We start from the raw sequence: 17,249 nt of genomic DNA on the forward strand, positions 1-17,249 counted from the left end.
TATGCGCCCTGAAGACCTCGCCCTGCTCACCGTCCCCGGCAGTGTCACGCTCCACGGTGACCTTCTCCTCGTCGACGTGGCCCGGCCCGACCCGGAGGCCGACGCCTACCTGGGAAGCCTGTGGCGGGTTCCGGCGGACGGCCCGCCCGTCCGGTTCACCTTCGGCGAGCGTGACAGCGCCCCGCGCATCTCCCCCGACGGCGCCTGGGTCGCCTTCCTGCGTACGGGCACCGGCGGCGAGGGCGCCCCGCAGCTGTACGTGATGCCCACCGGCGGCGGCGAGGCCCGGCCGGTCACCGACCTGCCGCTGGGCGCGGGCGTCCCGGTCTGGGCACCGGACTCCCGCAGGATCGCGTTCGTCGCCCGGGTCGCCGAGCCCGGCCGGTACGGCACCGAGGAGGGGGTGGGCGCCTCGGCCGAGGCGCCCCGCCGGATCACCGGACTGCGCTACCGCACCGAGGGGGTCGGCTTCACCCTCGACCGGCCGCAGAGCCTGTTCGTGGTCAACGCCCTCGCCGACATCCCCCGGCCGGTACGGCTGACCGAGGGACCGTACGACGTGGAGTCCCCCGGCTGGACGCCGGACGGCGAGCACGTGCTGGTCTCGGCCCCGCGCGACCTCGACGGCGAGAGCCTGCACACGGACGTGTACGCGGTCCCGTCCGGCGGGGGCGCCCCGATCCTCGCGGTGCGCAGCGACGGCTCCGCCGGGCATCCCGTCGCCCTGCCGGGCGGGGAGGTGCTCTACCTCGGTACGGAGTTCTCCGGCGTCGACGCGATGGCCCGCAACACGGGCCTCTACCGCGCGCCGCTGCGAATCGGCGAGGACGGCGGCGGGGTGGCGGCCGGGATCCGGCTGACCGAGGAGGAGTCGGTGGACTGCGAGGCGCTGCCCCCCGTACCCCGGGAGGACGGCGTCCTGGTCGCGGTGCGGACGCGCGGCGCGATCGAGCTGCGCCTGGTCCCCTCCGACGTCCCCTTCGGCGCCCTCGGCGCGCCGCTGGAGAAGCTCGTCCCGGTCCTGGGTGAGCGGGCGCGCGTCAAGGCGTTCACCTCCTGCGGGGAGCGGATCGTCGCGGTGGTCTCCACACCCGCGAGCCCCGGCGAGGTGGTCACCCCGGCCGGGCCCCTGACCGACTTCTCGGGACCCCTCCCCGGGATCAGGCCGCTGCGTGAGATCACCGCCGTCTCCGCCGACGGCTACCCGGTGCACGGCTGGCTCGCCCTGCCCGAGGGCGACGGGCCGCACCCGGTCCTGCTGAACGTGCACGGCGGCCCGTTCCACCAGCACGGGTGGGCGTTCCTGGACGAGACCCAGGTCTACGCGGGCGCCGGGTACGCGGTGGTCCTGCCCAACCCGCGCGGCTCCTGCGGGTACGGCCAGGCGCACGGCCGGTCGGTGATCGGCGCGCTGGGCACCGTGGACGCCGACGACGTGCTCGCCCTGCTGGACGCCGCGCTGGCCGATCCCGCGTGCGACGCCGGGCGGGTGGGCGTGATGGGCGGCTCCTACGGCGGCTTCATGACGAGCTGGCTGGCCGTCCGCCACGGGGACCGGTTCAGGGCCGCCTGGAGCGAGCGCGCGGTCAACGCCTGGGACTCCTTCGGCGGCTCCTCCGACATCGGCTGGTTCTTCGCCGAGGCCTACTGCGGCCCCGACCTGGAGGCCCAGCGCGCGATGAGCCCGCTCTACCAGGCCGACCGGATCACTCTCCCGTTCGCCGTGGTCCACTCCGAGGACGACCTCCGCTGCCCGGTCGAGCAGGCGCAGCGGATGTTCGTCGCGCTGCGCCGCAACGGCGTCCCGGCCGAGTTCCTGCTCTTCCCCGGCGGGGGCCACGAGCTCACCCGCGGCGGCCGCCCGAGGCACCGCCTGCAGCGCTTCGAGGCCGTCCTGGAGTGGTGGTCCCGCCACCTGTCCTGACGTTCTCCGCGTGTCGTACGAGACCCGGTGAGACCCACCGCTACTCGTCGATCCAGCCGTTCTCGACCGCCCACCCGTGCGTCATGACCTCGGCCGCGGGCAGCGTGAGGAACGAAACGGCATACAGCGCGACGAGGATCCCGATCGGAACGACCCAGGCGCGAGGCCTGGTTTCCGGCAAACCCGGCCCATTCTGGCCGACGCCGGCAGGGCGGAGCCGCGTCTCCGGGAGCCGCCGGTCGGCGGGCCTCAGCGCCCACGACGCGACGGCGCACGTCCCGAACACCAGCGGCACCCCCCACGACTGAAGCCCGTCACCGACTATCAGATGCGACACCACGGCACTCGACCACAGGAAAAAGGCACCCGCGTACGCCCATTCCTTGATCAGCGGGAGCCTGGGCGCGATGATCGCGAAGGCCGCACCGGCCTGCCACACGGTGAGAAGGTAGGTGAAGTAGTGCGGGTATCCCAGATGACGTAACTGGACCTCCATCCATTCGATCGGCATGAGGTTCCACACCGATCCGGCGGTCAACTCGAAGACGATGACGAACGTGGTGACCCAGAAGGCGATGGGGCGGATCCGGCTCCGGTTCCAGCCGCTTCGTCCGACGGTGGTCGGTTTCTCGTTCGTCGCGTGCTGGAACGTCTTGGTCGTCTGAGCTCGCATCTCAGCCTCCTCGCTAAATCGATCTTGCGTGTTCACGAGGTCCTCCCTGCGTTGTGAGCGGCTTCGGTTCGAAGCCACAGGTGGCGATTCCACGGTTGAGTGGCCGACCGGGGCCGAGGGCGAAGCCGACGGGGCGCCCACGGTGTCCCATGGCGCGGTGGTCGCGCCGTCCGGCGCGTGGATCCGGCTCGGCTTCGCCTTCGGCGGGGGTGAATCACACGGTCACGGCGACGTCCGCCTCAGGTGCCCGTACACGTCCTGCCGGACAGTCGTCTCGGGGGTGTGACGGTCGCCCACTCACCAGGTCACCGCCAGCGAGTTCAGGCCGTACACGATGCTGAAGGCCCGGAAGTCGGCCTGCTGGTCCGGGTCGGCCAGGGCGAGGCCGGGAAAGCGGCGCAGCAGGGCCGGGAAGGCGATGCGCATCTCCATCCGCGCCAGCGGCGCCCCGAGACAGTGGTGCACACCGTGCCCGAAGGCCGCGTGACCGGCGGCTCCCCGGGTGATGTCGAAGGTCTCGGGATCGTCGACGAAGGCAGGATCGCGGTTGGCGGCGGGAAGCGAGCAGACCACGAGCGAGCCCGCGGGGATGACATGCCCGGCGATCTCCACCTCCGTCGTGGTCGTGCGCGGCGGCAGCAACTGCACGATGGACAGCCAGCGCGACAGCTCCTCGACGGCGGGCTCGACCAGCGCCGGATCGTCGCGGATCATCGCGAGCTGGTCCGGGTGCCGTAGCAGGGCCAGGGTGCCCAGGCCGAGCATGTTCGAGGTCGTCTCGTGCCCGGCCAGCAGCAGCAGTCCGGCGATGCCGATCAGCTCGTCGGTACCGAGATCGTCGCCGTGCTCGCGCACCAGCATGCCGAGCATGTCCTCGCCCGGGTCCGCCTGCGCGCGGGCCACGAGGCCGGCCATGTAGGCGCGGTCCTCCCGCTGCGCCGCGTTCAGCCGCTCCAGCGGCAGCGACACGTCCAGCAGGCGTACGGAACGATCATGGAACTCGGCGCGGTCGGCGTACGGCACGCCCAGCAGCTCGCAGATCACCAGCGACGGCACCGGCAACGCGAAGTGCGACACCAGATCGGCCGGCTTACCGGCCCGCTCCAGATCCTCCAGGGCCGTCTGGACGATCTCGGTGATCCGCGGCTCAAGCCTGCGCATCCGCCGTACCGTGAACTCCGGGGTGAGCATCCGGCGCAACCGCGTGTGCTCCGGCGGGTCGAACCCGATCAGCTGCCCGGCCCGCATCGTGGCCAGCTCGTCGGCGTCCACCTGCCCAGCCCCCGGAACCGGCGTCAGGGCGCTGCTGAACCGGACCGGATCCGCCAGCACCCGGCGAACGTCCTCCTGTCGGCAGACCAGGTACGCGGGCCCGCCGAACGGCATCTCCACCCGCATCACACCCTCGCCGTCGCGAGCCAGGGCCAGCTCCTCGACCGGATCGAACCCGTTCCGCCGCATGTGCAGCGGCAACTCCAGAGCTTTCATCATCTTCTGTCCATCCATCCTGTGATCGTGTGAGACCGTCTGCGCTACCGGATAAGTCGGTAAATGTGTGGTGCCGCCTGCCTGCGGCGATACCCGCCCATCGCGGGTGGGGGCACCGGCGAAGCCCTTTGAGGTCAGTACGGCTAGCCGAGGTCGCTTTCCATCGCCCGGGTGCCGCGTGCCGCGGCCCCACCGGTCCACGGCCGGAGCTTGTCGGGGTTGCGTACCGCCCAGACGCGCTTGATCCGATCGCCCGCGACCTCGAACGCGTACACCGACACGGTGACGCCGTCGTGCTGGGCGATCAGGCCGGGCTGGCCGTTGACCGTGCTCTCCAGGATCGTCAGGTCCCGGAGCCTGCTCTCAAGATGGACCAGGGAGCGCGCGATCCGCTCGGCGCCCTCGATCGGGTGGAGTACGGCGCCGACGACACCGCCGCCGTCGGCGATCGCCGTGGCGTTGGGATCGAGGAGGCCGATGAGGGCGTCGATGTCCCTGGCCTCCCAGGCCAGCTTGAAGTCCCTGACGATGTCGGCCTGCCGGGACGGCGGAGCCACGGGAGCCCGCGACGCGCGAATACGGCGGCGGGCCGAGGAGGCCAGCTGACGGCAGGCCGCGGGAGAGCGTCCGACGATCTCGGCCACTTCGGCGAAGGAGTAGCGGAAGACGTCGTGCAGGACGAACGCGACGCGCTCGGCCGGGGTCATCGCGTCGAGCACGACGAGGAAGGCCATGTTGACCGACTCGTCCAGGGTGACCCGGTCGGCCGGGTCGGCGCCGATGCCGTCCGGCCGCTCGCCTGGCTCGGGCAGCGGCTCGGGGATCCACTCGCCCACGTAGCTCTCCCGCCGGACCCGTGCCGAAGAGAGCACGTTGAGGCAGAGGCGCCCGGCGACCCTGGTCAGCCAGGCGCCGGGAGATTCGATGGCGTCCCGCTGCCGCCGGGACATGGCGTACCAGCGGGCGTAGGTCTCCTGGACGACGTCCTCGGCGTCGGCCAGGGAGCCGAGAAGCCGGTAGGAGAGATTGATCAGCTGACGCCGCTCGCCCATGAGCGCGCCCAGGCCCGGATCCGGCCCGCCGTGTCCTGGGTCGGACGGCTCGGACGAGTCGGACGGGGTGGTCATGGTGTCCTGGCCATTGTGTCACTGACTCCCTTGGTCGGATCTGCCTTCACCGGTCCGACAAGACAGCGCGGCGAACTGTGAGGTTGGCGCGTCGTCTCACATTTCGAGGTCCTGTGGTGTCGGACCGGTGAGACTCCGTCCGGCACGCGGGTGGCCGTTGAGAACTCCGCGCCGGCCACTTCGTGTTGAAGAGCCCCCCATCACGTCGCGAGCCTCGCTGAGATCGAGAAGGGAAACGTTGTCATGTCCATGTCCGAACACCACACACCCCACAGGGTCGTCGTCATCGGCGGCGGTTACGCCGGAACACTCGCGGCCAACCATCTGCGAACGCGCGCCGACATCGACGTCACGCTGGTCAATCCCCGCCCGAAGTTCGTCGACCGCATCCGGCTGCACCAGTTCGTGGCCGGCACCGGCGAGGCCACCGTGGACTACGGCACGCTACTCGGCGAGGGCGTCCGGCTGGTCGTCGACAGCGTCACGCGCGTCGACACCGCCGCCCGCACGGTACTGCTGGCGTCGGGCCGCGCGCTGGACTACGACTACGTCATCTACGCGGTCGGCAGCACCGCGGCGATACCGTCATCGGTGCCCGGCGCGGCCGAGTTCGCGTTCGGCATCGCCGAACTCGAGTCCGCGCGGCGGCTGCGTACCGGCCTGGAGGAGTTGCCCCTCGATGCTCCGGTCACCGTGGTCGGCGGTGGGTTGACCGGTATCGAGACGGCCGCCGAACTGGCCGAACAAGGACGCACGGTCACGCTGGTGTGTGGCGGAATCCTGGCGCCCTCGGTGAGTGCGCCGGGTCGCCGATACGTCGCCAGGTGGCTGTCCCGGCACGGTGTCACCGTGCTTGAGGCCGCCGTGGTGACCGAGGTCGGGCCGGACGCGGTCGTCTTCGCCGACGGTGCGGTACGCGCGAGCGCACTGACCATCTGGGCGGCCGGTTTCGGTGTGCCGGAGCTGGCGGCCGCGAGCAGGCTGCGCACCGACGAGCTCGGCCGGCTGCTCACCGACGAGACACTGACCGGCGTCGACGACGACCGCATCGTCGCGGCCGGCGACGCCGCCGCACCGTCGGGCCGGCCGCTGCGGATGAGCTGCCAGGCCGCCGCGCCACTCGGGGTACAGGCCGCCGACACCGTGCTGAGCCGCATCGCGGGAACCGAACCGGCGGTGATCAACCTGGCCCTCACGGGGTCGTGCGTCAGCCTCGGCCGGCACTCCGCCATACGACAGCTCGCCCGCAAGGACGACACTTCGGTGAACCTCTACGTCGGCGGTCGCATCAGCGCGGCGTACAAGGAGCTGACCTGCAAGCTCGGGGTGTGGAAGATCCGCCGCGAGGCCCGCAGGCCGGGCAGCCTGTTCTGGCCCAAGGGCGGCCCGCGCCCTGAGCAGCCTGCCACCGCCACACGGAGGGCCCCGTCCCCGTGACCACCGACGAGCATGCCGAGCGGGTCGCCCTGTGCGGAGGCGGCGCGGGCAGGGGCCGGGCTCAGGCCAGGCAGGTGAGGGGCTGTCCTCCGTTGTAGTCGATCATCTCCAGCATCGCGGTGAACAGGTCGATCGGCTCCCCCGGGGCCAGCCCGTCCAGTTCCGCGTAGGCCCGGTGCAGGTTGCCGACGATGCGCTCGGGGTCGAGCAGTCCCGCGTACTCCCCGAGGTCGGTCTCGCGGGCGGTCTCCAGCGGGGACAGCCCGGCCCGCCTGCCGCGCTCGGCGGTGGCGAGCACGAACCGCAGGTAGTCCTGTACGCGGTCGATGGCCTCCGGCCCGCACACCCCGCCGTGTCCCGGGACGATCGTCTCCGCGCCCAGCGCCCTGAGCTCGTCGAGCGCCGCGATGGCCCCGGTCACCGAACCCATCATCACGAACGGCGTACCGCCGTTGAACACCAGGTCGCCGGAGAACAGCAGCGACCGTTCGGGGATCCACACGATCGAGTCGTTGGTCGTGTGGGCCGGGACGCCGATGTGCCGTACCTCGCAGCGGAGCTCGTCGGAGTAGACGGTCACCCCGTCGGTGTAGGTGAGAAACGGCGGGCGGGCCTCCAGGTGGCCCCAGTCGACCTCGGTCCAGGCCAGCTTCAGGTAGTCGGGGATCCCCTCGGCGAGGATCATCTCCCTGGTCCGCTCGTGCCCGACGACGGTCGCCTCGGGGAAGGCGTAGTTGCCGAAGGTGTGGTCACCGTGGTGGTGGGTGTTGACCAGCGTCGTGATCGGCCGGTCGGTGACCGACCTGATGGCCTCGCGGTAGGCGAGCGTACGGCGCTCGGTGGAGCAGGAGTCCACACTGATCACTCCTCGGCGGCCGACGAGGAAGCCCGTGTTGTTGATCCACCAGCTTCCGTCGGGCTGCAGGTAGGCGTAGATCCCGTCGGATACCTCCTCCACACGCACCGGAGGCAGGGGCCGATCGTGTCGCGATGAACTCATACCTGCGATTGTCGGGCCTACTCCCGTCACCGGTCATACCGAGTGAGGTCTTTTGAGTGCTATAGCCGTATTCCACAGGTAAAAATGCACACCCACCTCCTGGCCGCCACCGGAACCTGTCGCCGGTTCTCTCTCACCCGGCACGGCCCATCTCCAGCGGACACCGTGGGCAACCCGCTCCACCCGACCGGCAACAAAACCGGCACCACCCGCGTCCAACAGACCATGAAACGATCTCTCGGCGCCAGGCGACTCACAACCGCCTCGGCGGTGGCGGCGGCCGTGCTGGTGGCCGTGGCCGCGTGCGCCCCGCCCGTCTCCCCCACCCAGAACGCCTCCTCCATCGGGAACACCGCCCCTTCCCGGAACGCCTACTCCACCAGGATCACCGCCCCTTCTCCGGCTCCGAGTTCCGCCCCCGCGCGGGCCGTCACCCCCGCGCACCCCGCCGCCGTCACCGTCCAGGCCGCGGTCCTGAAAGGCACGAACGCCGACACCGCCGGGCGCTGCCGTACCGAGGCGCTCGCGGCACGCGTCGGCAAGGTGAGGATCATCAAAGCGGGCCAGTGGTACGCACCCCTGGTCTTCACCAACACCTCCGGCAAAACCTGCTGGGTGTACGGCTTCGTCGGCCTGATCATGATCGATGGGAACGGCGACGCGCTGCGCACCAGGACGCGCAGGGACAACGTACGGCCCCACCGGATCACCCTGCGGCCGAGAGCGAGCGCGCACTCCGGTGTCCACTGGACCCAGGTGCCCAGCGGGAACCGTCCGTGTCCCGCGTCCGCCCGGCTGATGATCATCCCACCGGACGAGGTGGCGCACCTGGAGATCCCCTTCAGGGCCACGGTCTGCGAGGATGGCCACCTGCTGGTCACCCCAATGGCCCCCGGAAAGCATCCGTGAGCCCCTGACCAGCCGCGATGCCCCGGCTCAGCCGGACCCGGCGTGCTCACCCCCCGTCGCCGGATCGAATCGGCCGAGCCGCGTCATCCCAGCCCACACAGCGATGGCCGGATATCACACCGGCTCGGGCCGATCACACAGGAGCGCCGCCGAACCCGATCTCGTTCCCGTCGGGATCGCGGTAGGTGGCCTTGCGCACGCCGTTGGAGTAGGTCTCCCGCTCCGCGGGGTCGAGTCCCCGCTCGGCGATCTGCGCGACGAGCGCCTCGAAGTCATCGACGAAGATCGTGTGCATGGCGTGGCCGGCACGCTCGGGCCGCTGCTCGATGAACACGGACCGATGTTCCGCGAGCTCCCACACGGCCTCCGTGTCGCTCGCGACGAACGTCGGAGGGGAGCCCAGCAGCCGTTCGTACCACTTCAGCGCCGCCGCGTACTCGGTGACCGGAATTCCTGCGTACAAGTCGAGGGCCATTCCGCGATCATATGGACTTCGTCTGATTCCTGTGATCCTGCGGATCCAGCCGCGCCCGCATCGTCACATACGCCCGGCTCAGCTAACGAATGGCGGCTGCCGTACTAGCCCTAGCGCGGACCAGGCCGTTTCCGGAGGGGCCACCGATGGCCGACAAGGGGCCTCCCTGGAGCGCGGCGGGGGCCAAGCGGGGGACCAGGGGCAATCCCCGCTACCCGACGATCAGCGGGCGCATACTGGCCCCATGGATCGCGGCCTGATCAAAAAGCTTCGCCTGGAGCACGGGTGGTCCCAGTCACGCCTGGCGAGCAAGCTGGGCGAGGTCTCTCGACGTGCGACCGTCACGCGCGAAGACGTCTCCCGATGGGAGCGCGGCAAGCGGACTCCCGGCCCGTTCTGGCTTCGGCACCTGGCCACAGTTCTAGAAGTGCCTATCACAGCACTGGAGATCGACCCCGTGAAACGTCGAGCATTCATCACGGAAGTCGCCGCGGTGGCTATCGCGCCCCTCGTGGCATCCGACCTCATCGAACACGGATTCGCCGCCGCCCTCGCCAGGCGTCCCACCCTGGACCACTGGCATGCCAAGCTGACTTCGTACGGCAGTGACTACATGTCGTTGGGAGCGGCCGAGATACAGCGTCGCCTGGCGGGTGACCTGGTAATCCTTCAACAACAGCTTGACACCCCCGGCATGTGGGAGGTTGGCGCCAAGCTCATGACCTTGTACGGCAAGACCTTTCCCGGCGCCGACGGATCAAAGGCCGTCAACTGGTACATGATGGCTGCGACCGCGGCGGACAGATCCGACGACGACTCATCCCGCGTTTGGGTACGAGGTCGGGCCGCGATCGCACTCGGGTACGAAGGCGCTTCCCTGTCTGTGGCTGAGTCATTCGCCAACCAGGCACTCGCGATCTCCGATAAACCTTCCCTGGGCAGGCTCAACGCGTTAATGGGAAAAGCTCATATAGCTGCCATTCGCGGTGACGGCAGAGCCGCCCGAGCCCTCATGGAGGAAGGACGAAGAGTCTTCGACGTCGCGGGATCCGAGGAGCAGGAATCCGACTACGCGATTCCGCTGTGGCGCCTGAACGTCTTCATGAGCCTCCTGGCCGCCCGGCTCGGAGACGAGCGAACGGCTCTCCAGGCACAGGACGTGGCAACCAAGAACCTCCCCGCCACCCTCCCCCGGTTCGCCACCCATCTGGAGATGCACCGAGGCCTGATGATGGTTCGATCCGGCGATCGAACCGAGGGCATCTCATACGCGCGCGGAGCACTGGACCGGCTTCCACCGGAGAAGCACAGCCTGACACTGCGTCTGCTGATGTCGGAAATAGAAGACGCCTGACACTCGGGACCTGGCGGGCGGTCAGCGAGGTCTTCACCCGCCGAAAATAGGCAGGTATCGCTGCACCCGTTGGAGCGATCGGGTAGCCTAAAAATCTTCGCATAGGCTTCACGAGGTGTCATGTTTCGCAAATTTTTCAAAAGACGCAAAAAGTCGATATGGCACGAGGAAATTGAGAAAGCTTTTCCCGAGTGCTGCCAGCTTATAGATAAATTACTCGTCCGCCACCAAAAGCGGTCTCGAATCCTTGGAGGTTATTCGATTGCCTGGTTTCGAATCTTTGGGGCAATCGAAATTGTCCTCGGTGTGACACTACCCCTTCTCTTCGTTTACCCGCAAACCCAGAACAACACCCCGCTTCTTGCGAGCGTGAGTGTGGTTGTTGCTGTATCCTCTGCGCTCAGTGCATTCTTTGGGTGGAGTGGCAATCGGGGCATCTATAGGGGACAGGATGTTGCTGTAGGTTCAATCCTGAGTGAATGGGAGCTCTCCATGATGGAGCTCCTACTCGTCGCATCTGAACCCGACGTCAAGAAACGTGCACTGGACGTAACAAGAGATGCCGTACGGGATCTCTTCGAGATCCTTGCGCAGGAGCATAGTTCTCTTTTCGTATCAGCTCAATCTCCAGACGAAATTATAAATGAAGTTCGAAGGAAAAAGCTGAAGCCTAGTCAGATTGTTCCTTGATTCATCTAATTATCGTTAGCAAAATATCTTTGTAACGGGCATGCGGCCTGGAGGCTGGCCCCCGCCGCACCGAACACCAGGCCGACCGTGAACGCACTGCCACCCGCTCCGACCACCGGCCCAACCGCCACGTGGCCCCTACAAACTCCTTCGGATTACGCCAGCCGCTCCGCTCGTGCTCATAAGAAACGCTTGAAAGGTGGAACACCTCTGCCGCCCCGCTTCCGACGCGCGGGCCTGGCGGCCTTGTGCTTCGGGTCGGGTTGCCACCGGATGAACATGGTCACCAACAGCGAGAGTGACCTACCCGAGTCGCCATCACGTGTCCCTGGCCTGGCGTAGCCGGTCCAGTGCGTTGTTGACCAGGTGGCCGAGGTTTCCCAGTTCGTACACCATCCGGCGACGTTCGTTGTCTTCCCAAGCCTTGATGGCCGCTTTGAGGTCGCCCGACTGATCGGCAGTGATGATGATCTCTTGGCCGTTGACTCGCTTCGTGGCCGCATCGCCAAGGATGACCCAGCCGTGCACGGTCACGACCCCCGCGCGGCCACGATCAGGTCAACGACCTTTTCCGGCTGTTCTCGCCCGACGGTTTGGAGGTCAGAGCCATCGTGGATGGACACCAGGTAGCAGCCCGAGCGCGGTCCCACGGTCACCGTGACGTCACGCCCGCCCTGAGGGCCGGTTATCGCGAGTTCGGGTGGATGCCGGTTCATCCACGTCCGGGAGTCAGGCCGGTTGGGCCAGTCCGGGGGGTAGAGGTGACCACCGTAGAGCCCGAGACTGATCGTGGTGTGACGGTGGGCACGGATGCCCCGTTCCGTGAGAAGCCGTTGTACAGCGCACAGTGCCTGGTCATGGCTTGCCGCCGTGCGCTCGTCGATGGTCTCTTCGAGCGCGCTGTGAAAATAGGCACGCAGACGACGCGCGGTTTCCTCGTCGCCCGCGTCCCGATGCTGCGGATCGCTCTCGTCCCCGAATGCCATGCAGAGGACCGTAAGCGCAGCTCACAGGAGTAAGGGGCCCAGAATGGGCCCCTCCTACATGGGTACCCCCACGGACTCGGCGAGCGCCATCGCGTCGGCCTTGAGGGGGCCGCGCGTGCTGGTGGCCAGCTCGGCGACCAGCGACCGTGCCGAGGGGGTGAAGCGAACCGTCTCGGGTGAGGAGTCGCACGCCCGGTTCATGAAGTGCAGCGCACCGGCTTTGTCGTCACGCTGGTCGTACGCGCGGGCGAACTCCACGAGCACCCGCGCGCGGCGCTCGACCGAGGGCACCTGATTGAGGTCGATGGACTCGGCACGCTGGAGAGCGACGCCGGGTGTACGGAGATCGACCCCGACGGAGACGGCGTGAATGTCGGTGTTGCCCTGGCTGAAGACCGTCCAGGCGTGGGTGTAGCCCTTGGGGAGCTGCCCGGCTACCGCGTTGGCCTCGTCCCAGTGACGCCAGGCGTCCCCGTCCCTGCCCTCCCTGGCGTGCGTGATCGCAGCGTGCAGGTTGAGTGCCCCGTACATGCCCCGCATGTCGTTGGAACCGTCCTCCAGACGAGGCCGCAGCACGTCAACCGCTTCGTTCACCGCCCTGAGCGCCTCGTCGGCGTAACCGGTCTCGCGCAGGCCGTTGGCGTAGGACCAGGCCGCGCCGGCGAGCGACAGCGGGTCGTCGGCGTCCTGGGATGCCTGCCGAGCCCGATCGGCAATAGTCCAGTACAGCTCCGGCTCGCACCCGTAGGCCATCGCCTGCTGGGTCAGCCGGTAGATGTCGGCCAGCACCGCAGAGGCTTGACGACGCTCCGGACCGTCCAGAGATCGAGTGAGCCGATGCCCGTCGGTGAGCAGGCCGGGCAGCAGCGCGCCGACCTCCGTGCGCTGGAAGCGCGAGGCGTGCCACAGCCGCCAGGCTTCCGTGACGCGTCCTTTGAGCACACCGACGGACGGAAGGTCCTCGTCGGTTTCGGAGGCCCACAGCCGCCCACGAACAGCGTCGCGGACCTCGGTCACGAAGGGGACCGTCATCCGGCCGACGTTGTTGATTGGCACGGGCGAACCACCACCGGTCAGCAAGGAAAGATCATTGATACCGAGCGCGGCCGCCACGCGGGAGAGCAGCTCGTAGCTTCTCAGCTCCCGCTCGCCACGTTCGATCTTCTTCAACCAGGACGGCCCGCGTCCCACGAGCCCGGCGAGAACCGGCCGGGACATGCCCCGCCGTTCACGAAGAAGCTGGATGCGCTCGCCAGCGGTCAGGTCAGAGGGAATGTTCTCGGACACAGCCACCACCAGACGTAGAAGGCCAGCTCTCTTTTCAGAGTACGCCTCTCGTCTGAAGCGACGACAGATCAACCGGATCGTTCACACGCGACTGCGCGGGCGGTGGCCCGGCGGGTGGGAGGGGCCTGAAGGTGGGTGGGGCGAATCGGCCGGGGGTGGCGGTCGTAGGGTGGGGCCAAGGTCTTGCAGATCCGGAGGTTTGACATGGAGTACGTGCGCCTGGGGTCCACCGGTATGAAGGTGTCGAGGGTCTGCCTGGGCATGATGAGCTATGGCGATCCCGCCAAATGGGGTGAGTGGGTGCTCGACGAGGCCGCCGCCGAGCCGATCGTGCGGCGGGCCGCCGACGCGGGCGTGACGTTCTTCGACACCGCCGACGTCTACTCCTACGGCACCAGCGAGGAGGTCACCGGCCGCCTGCTCACCAAGATCTTCCCCAGCAGGAACGACTACGTACTGGCCACCAAGGTCTTCATGCCGATGGGCAAGGGCGTCAACGACGGCGGCCTGTCACGCAAGCACATCCATTCCGCGATCGACGCCTCGCTGCGCCGTCTGGGCACCGACCACGTGGACCTCTACCAGATCCACCGCTGGGACCCCGACACCCCGATCGAGGAGACCATGCAGGCCCTGCACGACGTCGTACAGTCGGGCAAGGCCCGCTACATCGGCGCCTCCAGCATGTACGCCTGGCAGTTCGCCAAAGCCCAGCACGTCGCCGAGACCCACGGCTGGACGAAGTTCGTGTCGATGCAGAATCACTACAACCTTCTCTACCGAGAGGAGGAGCGGGAGATGAACCCGCTCTGCCTCGACCAGGGTGTCGGCCTGATCCCGTGGAGCCCGCTGGCGCGCGGTCTGCTGGCCCGTGCCGGGTCCGACGAGAAGACCACCCGGGCGGGCAGCGATCCCCGCATCGACTCCCTCTACGACGACGCCGACAACGACCGTCTGATCCTGGAGCGGGTCGCCCAGGTGGCCAGGGAGCGCGAGGTCGCCCCCGCGCGGGTGGCGCTGTCCTGGCTGCTGCACCAGCCCGGCCTGTCGGCGCCGATCGTGGGCGCGACCAAGGACGGGCACGTGGACGACGCGGTCGCCGCGGTGGACCTGTCCCTCACCGAGAAGGAGCTCGCCTTCCTCGCCGAGCCGTACCGCCCCCGGGCCTTCAAGCTCTGAAGGCTCTGACCTCTCCGGAGGTCAGGTGCCCGAGGCGGCGATCACCTCGGAGACCAGGCGCGGGGAGGTGACCAGGCGGCTGTACTCGGGCCTGCGCAGCTCCCCGCCCATGAACGGGTGGGGGTTGCGGTGGACGGCGGGGCTGGGCGCGTCGACCAGGGCGGCGAAGTGGATCTCGGAGGCTCCGGTCGCCTCGACCACGCGGTGCACGTTGCGGGGCGTGATGCCTCCGCCGGGCATCACGATCAGGTCGTCGCCCGCCCGCTCGACCAGGGAGGCGATGAGCGGCGCGCCCTCCAGGGCGGTGACGTCCTGGCCGGAGGTGAGGACCCGGTCGACGCCCAGGGAGACGAGGGTGTCCAGGGCGGCGAACGGGTCGGCGGTCATGTCGAAGGCCCGGTGGAAGGTGACCGAGAGGCCACCGGCCGCGCCGATGAGGCGCTTGGCCACCTCGACGTCCACCTCGCCCGACGGCGTCAGCACCCCGATCACCACGCCCTGCGCGCCCGCGTCCCTGATCGTGGCCACGTCGAGCTCCATGGCCGCGACCTCGTACTCGTCGTAGATGAAGTCGCCGCCCCTGGGGCGGATGATCGCGTGGACCCGGATCTCCGAGACCGCCGCGAGGGTCGCCTCGACGGCGCCGAGGGTCGGGGTCAGGCCTCCGTCGAACAGGGCGGAGCACAGCTCGACGCGGTGCGCCCCGGCCTGCTCGGCCGCGAGCGCGCCCGCGGTGCTGTCAATGCAGATCTCATAGCTAAGACTCATTTTTCCTCCAAAGCGTGTATTTCACCGACGGGTACGCCCCCGCCCAGCACCGGGACGCTCGCGAAGGCCGCCGCCGGTGTGACGTCCCCTCCGGCCGCCCTGAGCGCGGCGAGCGCGATCGCGCTCGTGGCCCGCGGGCTCCCGTCGATGACCTTGACGGCCGCCGCGTGCCCGGTGGCGAGCGCGACGACGAGGACCCCCTCGGCCCCGCCCTTGGCCACCGCCCCCGGCAGCGCCCGCATCAGCGAGGTGTTCACGTGCCCGGTCCCGCCGACGTACTCGGGATGCTCGCGCATCGCGTCGGCGACCGCCCGCCGCGGGGTTCCCGGCTCGGCGACGACCAGGGCCCGTACGGCCCGCGCCAGCCCGGCCAGCGAGAGCCCGAACAGCGGGGCGCCGCATCCGTCGACGGCGACGTGGGCCGCCTTCTCCCCCGACAGCTCCTCGGTCACGGCGCGCACCCGCAGTTGCAGGGGGTGGCCCGCGTCCAGGTAGGAGGCGGTCTCCCAGCCGGAGGCGGCGGACGCGGCGAGCATCGCGGCGTGCTTGCCCGAGCAGTTCATCCGCTCGCGCGAGGCCGTCAGGCCCGCCCGGATCAACATGTGCCGGGTGGCCTCGTCCTCCGGCCAGTCCGCGGGGCAGCCGAGGTCCTCGAAGCCGAGCCCGGCCCCCGCGAGGATGTCGGCGACCAGCCGCACGTGGAAGTCCTGGCCGGTGTGGCTGCCCGCGGCGATCGCCAGGCCGGGACCGCGCAGGTCCGCCCCGGACAGCAGGCAGGCCAGCGCCTGGAACGGCTTGGCCGAGGAGCGTGGCAGCACCGGCGCGTCGACCGCTCCCCTGGCGACGGCCACGGTGCCGTCGGGCGCCAGGGCGACGGCGCTGCCGAAGTGCACGCTCTCCACGAATCCGGAGCGCACCACCTCCGCGAGCGGGACGAGTTCAGGCACGGGCGAGTCTCCTTCTGAGCCGGCGGGACCCCGGGGTGTCGCGGGCGTCGAGGGTACGGGCGAGTTTGGACAGCGACGCGTTGACCACCAGGTAGATCAGCGCGACGATGATGTAGGTCTGGATGAGCAGGCCGTTGAAGGTCGCCAGGACCTTGCCGCTGTAGAGCAGTTCCGCGTAGCTGACCACGAAGCCCAGCGAGGTGTCCTTCAGCAGGCCGACCGACTGGCTCACGATCGAGGGCAGCACCCGCCGGGCCGCCTGCGGCAGCACGATCAGGCGCATGGTCTGGCCCTGGGTGAGCCCGACCGCGAGACCGGCCTCGCCCTGGCCGCGTTCCACCGACAGGACTCCGGCGCGGAAGATCTCCGCGAACGCCGCGGCGTTCGAGATGGCCAGCGGCACCACGAGTTTCCAGAACAGCGGCAGGTCGAGCCCGTAGCGGGGCAGCGCGAACAGCACGACATAGACCAGCAGCAGCGCCGGGACGGTCCGCACGACCTCCACGTACGTGGCGGCGGGCACGCGGATCCACCTGTGCCGCGAGAGCCGTCCGAGGGCCAGGGCGAGCCCGGCCGCCATCGCGAGCGCGGCCGAGACGACGGCGGCGAGCGCGGTGGCCCACAGCCCGTTCAGCAGGTAGCGCCACATCGGCCAGGTCGCGTACGGCGACCAGCGGTCGGCGTCGAGCTGGCCGTTGGCGGCGAACTGACGGACCGCGAGCGCCAGCAGGACGAGGATCGCGACCGCCCCCACCGCGGTCGCGATCCTTATCCTGCGCCGGGCCCGCGGGCCCGGCTGGTCGAACAGGAGGTTGCTCACCGGATCACCGCCGTTCCAACCGGAAACGGAACCGGGATACCGGCCGTTCCAACCGGAACCGGTCCCGGGATACCGGCTATTCCGTACGGAACCGGTTCCGGGACACCGGCCGTTCCACACGGTCCCGGGATACCGCCCATTCCGTACGGAACCCGTCCCAGGGCACCCCTGTCGCGAGGAAGGTC

Annotated in this window: 17 protein-coding genes; 6 read left to right on the forward strand and 11 right to left on the reverse strand. The window is 69.1% G+C overall.

Going from position 1 to position 17,249, the window contains the following annotated elements; all coding sequences use genetic code 11:
• Position 1: 1 nt before the first annotated feature.
• The gene (locus ACW9TB_RS13960; protein WP_472748414.1) at positions 2 to 1,924 is read left to right on the forward strand and encodes a S9 family peptidase; all 1,923 of its coding nucleotides are present in this window, start codon (positions 2 to 4) and stop codon (positions 1,922 to 1,924) included.
• 40 nt (positions 1,925 to 1,964) lie between these two features.
• Here the strand turns inward: ACW9TB_RS13960 and ACW9TB_RS13965 are convergent, their stop codons facing one another.
• The 3 genes from ACW9TB_RS13965 to sigJ form a co-directional block, all read right to left on the reverse strand.
• Positions 1,965 to 2,633, reverse strand: coding sequence for a DoxX family protein (locus tag ACW9TB_RS13965; protein WP_472748415.1), 669 nt, complete (start codon positions 2,631 to 2,633; stop codon positions 1,965 to 1,967).
• A gap of 261 nt (positions 2,634 to 2,894) precedes the next feature.
• Positions 2,895 to 4,103 carry a cytochrome P450 gene (locus tag ACW9TB_RS13970; RefSeq protein WP_472748416.1) on the reverse strand — a complete coding sequence of 403 codons (1,209 nt, stop codon included), beginning with the start codon at positions 4,101 to 4,103 and terminating at the stop codon, positions 2,895 to 2,897.
• A gap of 125 nt (positions 4,104 to 4,228) precedes the next feature.
• Positions 4,229 to 5,212, reverse strand: coding sequence for an RNA polymerase sigma factor SigJ (sigJ, locus tag ACW9TB_RS13975; RefSeq protein WP_472748417.1), 984 nt, complete (start codon positions 5,210 to 5,212; stop codon positions 4,229 to 4,231).
• A 243-nt stretch (positions 5,213 to 5,455) separates the two neighbouring features.
• Between sigJ and ACW9TB_RS13980 the strand changes: the two genes are divergently transcribed.
• Positions 5,456 to 6,649 carry an NAD(P)/FAD-dependent oxidoreductase gene (locus tag ACW9TB_RS13980; RefSeq protein WP_472748418.1) on the forward strand — a complete coding sequence of 398 codons (1,194 nt, stop codon included), beginning with the start codon at positions 5,456 to 5,458 and terminating at the stop codon, positions 6,647 to 6,649.
• 61 nt (positions 6,650 to 6,710) lie between these two features.
• Here the strand turns inward: ACW9TB_RS13980 and ACW9TB_RS13985 are convergent, their stop codons facing one another.
• Entirely contained in the window at positions 6,711 to 7,607 is an 897-nt protein-coding gene (locus ACW9TB_RS13985) for an MBL fold metallo-hydrolase (RefSeq protein ID WP_472748419.1), read from the reverse strand.
• A gap of 207 nt (positions 7,608 to 7,814) precedes the next feature.
• Between ACW9TB_RS13985 and ACW9TB_RS13990 the strand changes: the two genes are divergently transcribed.
• Positions 7,815 to 8,558 carry a DUF4232 domain-containing protein gene (locus tag ACW9TB_RS13990; RefSeq protein WP_472748420.1) on the forward strand — a complete coding sequence of 248 codons (744 nt, stop codon included), beginning with the start codon at positions 7,815 to 7,817 and terminating at the stop codon, positions 8,556 to 8,558.
• 133 nt (positions 8,559 to 8,691) lie between these two features.
• Here ACW9TB_RS13990 and ACW9TB_RS13995 read toward each other — a convergent pair whose 3' ends face one another.
• Entirely contained in the window at positions 8,692 to 9,033 is a 342-nt protein-coding gene (locus ACW9TB_RS13995) for a VOC family protein (protein WP_472748421.1), read from the reverse strand.
• A gap of 244 nt (positions 9,034 to 9,277) precedes the next feature.
• On the opposite strand from ACW9TB_RS13995, the gene ACW9TB_RS14000 reads away from it, so the two are divergent.
• Both ACW9TB_RS14000 and ACW9TB_RS14005 read left to right on the forward strand, forming a co-directional pair.
• Positions 9,278 to 10,387, forward strand: a complete 1,110-nt coding sequence (locus ACW9TB_RS14000; RefSeq protein WP_472748422.1) for a helix-turn-helix domain-containing protein — start codon at positions 9,278 to 9,280, stop codon at positions 10,385 to 10,387.
• Positions 10,388 to 10,507: 120 nt separating this feature from the next.
• Positions 10,508 to 11,077 carry a hypothetical protein gene (locus tag ACW9TB_RS14005; protein ID WP_472748423.1) on the forward strand — a complete coding sequence of 190 codons (570 nt, stop codon included), beginning with the start codon at positions 10,508 to 10,510 and terminating at the stop codon, positions 11,075 to 11,077.
• 318 nt (positions 11,078 to 11,395) lie between these two features.
• On the opposite strand, the gene ACW9TB_RS14010 is transcribed toward ACW9TB_RS14005, so the two are convergent.
• From ACW9TB_RS14010 to ACW9TB_RS14020, 3 genes are read right to left on the reverse strand one after another with little or no spacing between them, the layout of a single operon-like run.
• Positions 11,396 to 11,611, reverse strand: a complete 216-nt coding sequence (locus ACW9TB_RS14010; RefSeq protein WP_472748424.1) for a hypothetical protein — start codon at positions 11,609 to 11,611, stop codon at positions 11,396 to 11,398.
• Positions 11,608 to 12,063 carry a hypothetical protein gene (locus ACW9TB_RS14015; protein ID WP_472748425.1) on the reverse strand — a complete coding sequence of 152 codons (456 nt, stop codon included), beginning with the start codon at positions 12,061 to 12,063 and terminating at the stop codon, positions 11,608 to 11,610. Before ACW9TB_RS14015 ends, ACW9TB_RS14010 begins: the two co-directional genes overlap by 4 nt.
• A gap of 54 nt (positions 12,064 to 12,117) precedes the next feature.
• Complete coding sequence (locus tag ACW9TB_RS14020; protein WP_472748426.1) at positions 12,118 to 13,350, reverse strand: helix-turn-helix domain-containing protein; 1,233 nt, start codon at positions 13,348 to 13,350, stop codon at positions 12,118 to 12,120.
• A gap of 204 nt (positions 13,351 to 13,554) precedes the next feature.
• On the opposite strand from ACW9TB_RS14020, the gene ACW9TB_RS14025 reads away from it, so the two are divergent.
• A complete protein-coding gene (locus tag ACW9TB_RS14025) occupies positions 13,555 to 14,529 on the forward strand; it encodes an aldo/keto reductase (RefSeq protein ID WP_472748427.1) in 975 nt (324 codons plus the stop codon).
• Positions 14,530 to 14,550: 21 nt separating this feature from the next.
• Here ACW9TB_RS14025 and ACW9TB_RS14030 read toward each other — a convergent pair whose 3' ends face one another.
• Genes ACW9TB_RS14030 through ACW9TB_RS14040 form a run of 3 tightly spaced genes read right to left on the reverse strand, consistent with a single transcriptional unit; the run spans position 14,551 to position 17,064 of the window.
• Positions 14,551 to 15,297 carry a copper homeostasis protein CutC gene (locus ACW9TB_RS14030; protein WP_472748428.1) on the reverse strand — a complete coding sequence of 249 codons (747 nt, stop codon included), beginning with the start codon at positions 15,295 to 15,297 and terminating at the stop codon, positions 14,551 to 14,553.
• Positions 15,294 to 16,244, reverse strand: a complete 951-nt coding sequence (locus ACW9TB_RS14035) for an asparaginase (RefSeq protein WP_472748429.1) — start codon at positions 16,242 to 16,244, stop codon at positions 15,294 to 15,296. Before ACW9TB_RS14035 ends, ACW9TB_RS14030 begins: the two co-directional genes overlap by 4 nt.
• Positions 16,237 to 17,064 (reverse strand): amino acid ABC transporter permease, encoded by an 828-nt coding sequence (locus ACW9TB_RS14040; RefSeq protein ID WP_472748430.1) that lies wholly within the window; start codon positions 17,062 to 17,064, stop codon positions 16,237 to 16,239. Before ACW9TB_RS14040 ends, ACW9TB_RS14035 begins: the two co-directional genes overlap by 8 nt.
• Positions 17,065 to 17,249: the final 185 nt, after the last annotated feature.

This window comes from Streptosporangium sp. H13245 (assembly GCF_055690525.1).

Excerpts from the sequence above, each read along its gene's own strand:
- ACW9TB_RS13960 (WP_472748414.1), top strand. The coding sequence starts at position 2 with ATGCGCCCTGAAGACCTCGCCCTGCTCACCGTCCCCGGCAGTGTCACG.
- ACW9TB_RS13970 (WP_472748416.1), bottom strand. The coding sequence starts at position 4,103 with ATGGATGGACAGAAGATGATGAAAGCTCTGGAGTTGCCGCTGCACATG.
- sigJ (WP_472748417.1), bottom strand. The coding sequence starts at position 5,212 with ATGACCACCCCGTCCGACTCGTCCGAGCCGTCCGACCCAGGACACGGC.
- ACW9TB_RS13980 (WP_472748418.1), top strand. The coding sequence starts at position 5,456 with ATGTCCATGTCCGAACACCACACACCCCACAGGGTCGTCGTCATCGGC.
- ACW9TB_RS13995 (WP_472748421.1), bottom strand. The coding sequence starts at position 9,033 with ATGGCCCTCGACTTGTACGCAGGAATTCCGGTCACCGAGTACGCGGCG.
- ACW9TB_RS14000 (WP_472748422.1), top strand. The coding sequence starts at position 9,278 with ATGGATCGCGGCCTGATCAAAAAGCTTCGCCTGGAGCACGGGTGGTCC.
- ACW9TB_RS14005 (WP_472748423.1), top strand. The coding sequence starts at position 10,508 with ATGTTTCGCAAATTTTTCAAAAGACGCAAAAAGTCGATATGGCACGAG.
- ACW9TB_RS14015 (WP_472748425.1), bottom strand. The coding sequence starts at position 12,063 with ATGGCATTCGGGGACGAGAGCGATCCGCAGCATCGGGACGCGGGCGAC.
- ACW9TB_RS14025 (WP_472748427.1), top strand. The coding sequence starts at position 13,555 with ATGGAGTACGTGCGCCTGGGGTCCACCGGTATGAAGGTGTCGAGGGTC.
- ACW9TB_RS14030 (WP_472748428.1), bottom strand. The coding sequence starts at position 15,297 with ATGAGTCTTAGCTATGAGATCTGCATTGACAGCACCGCGGGCGCGCTC.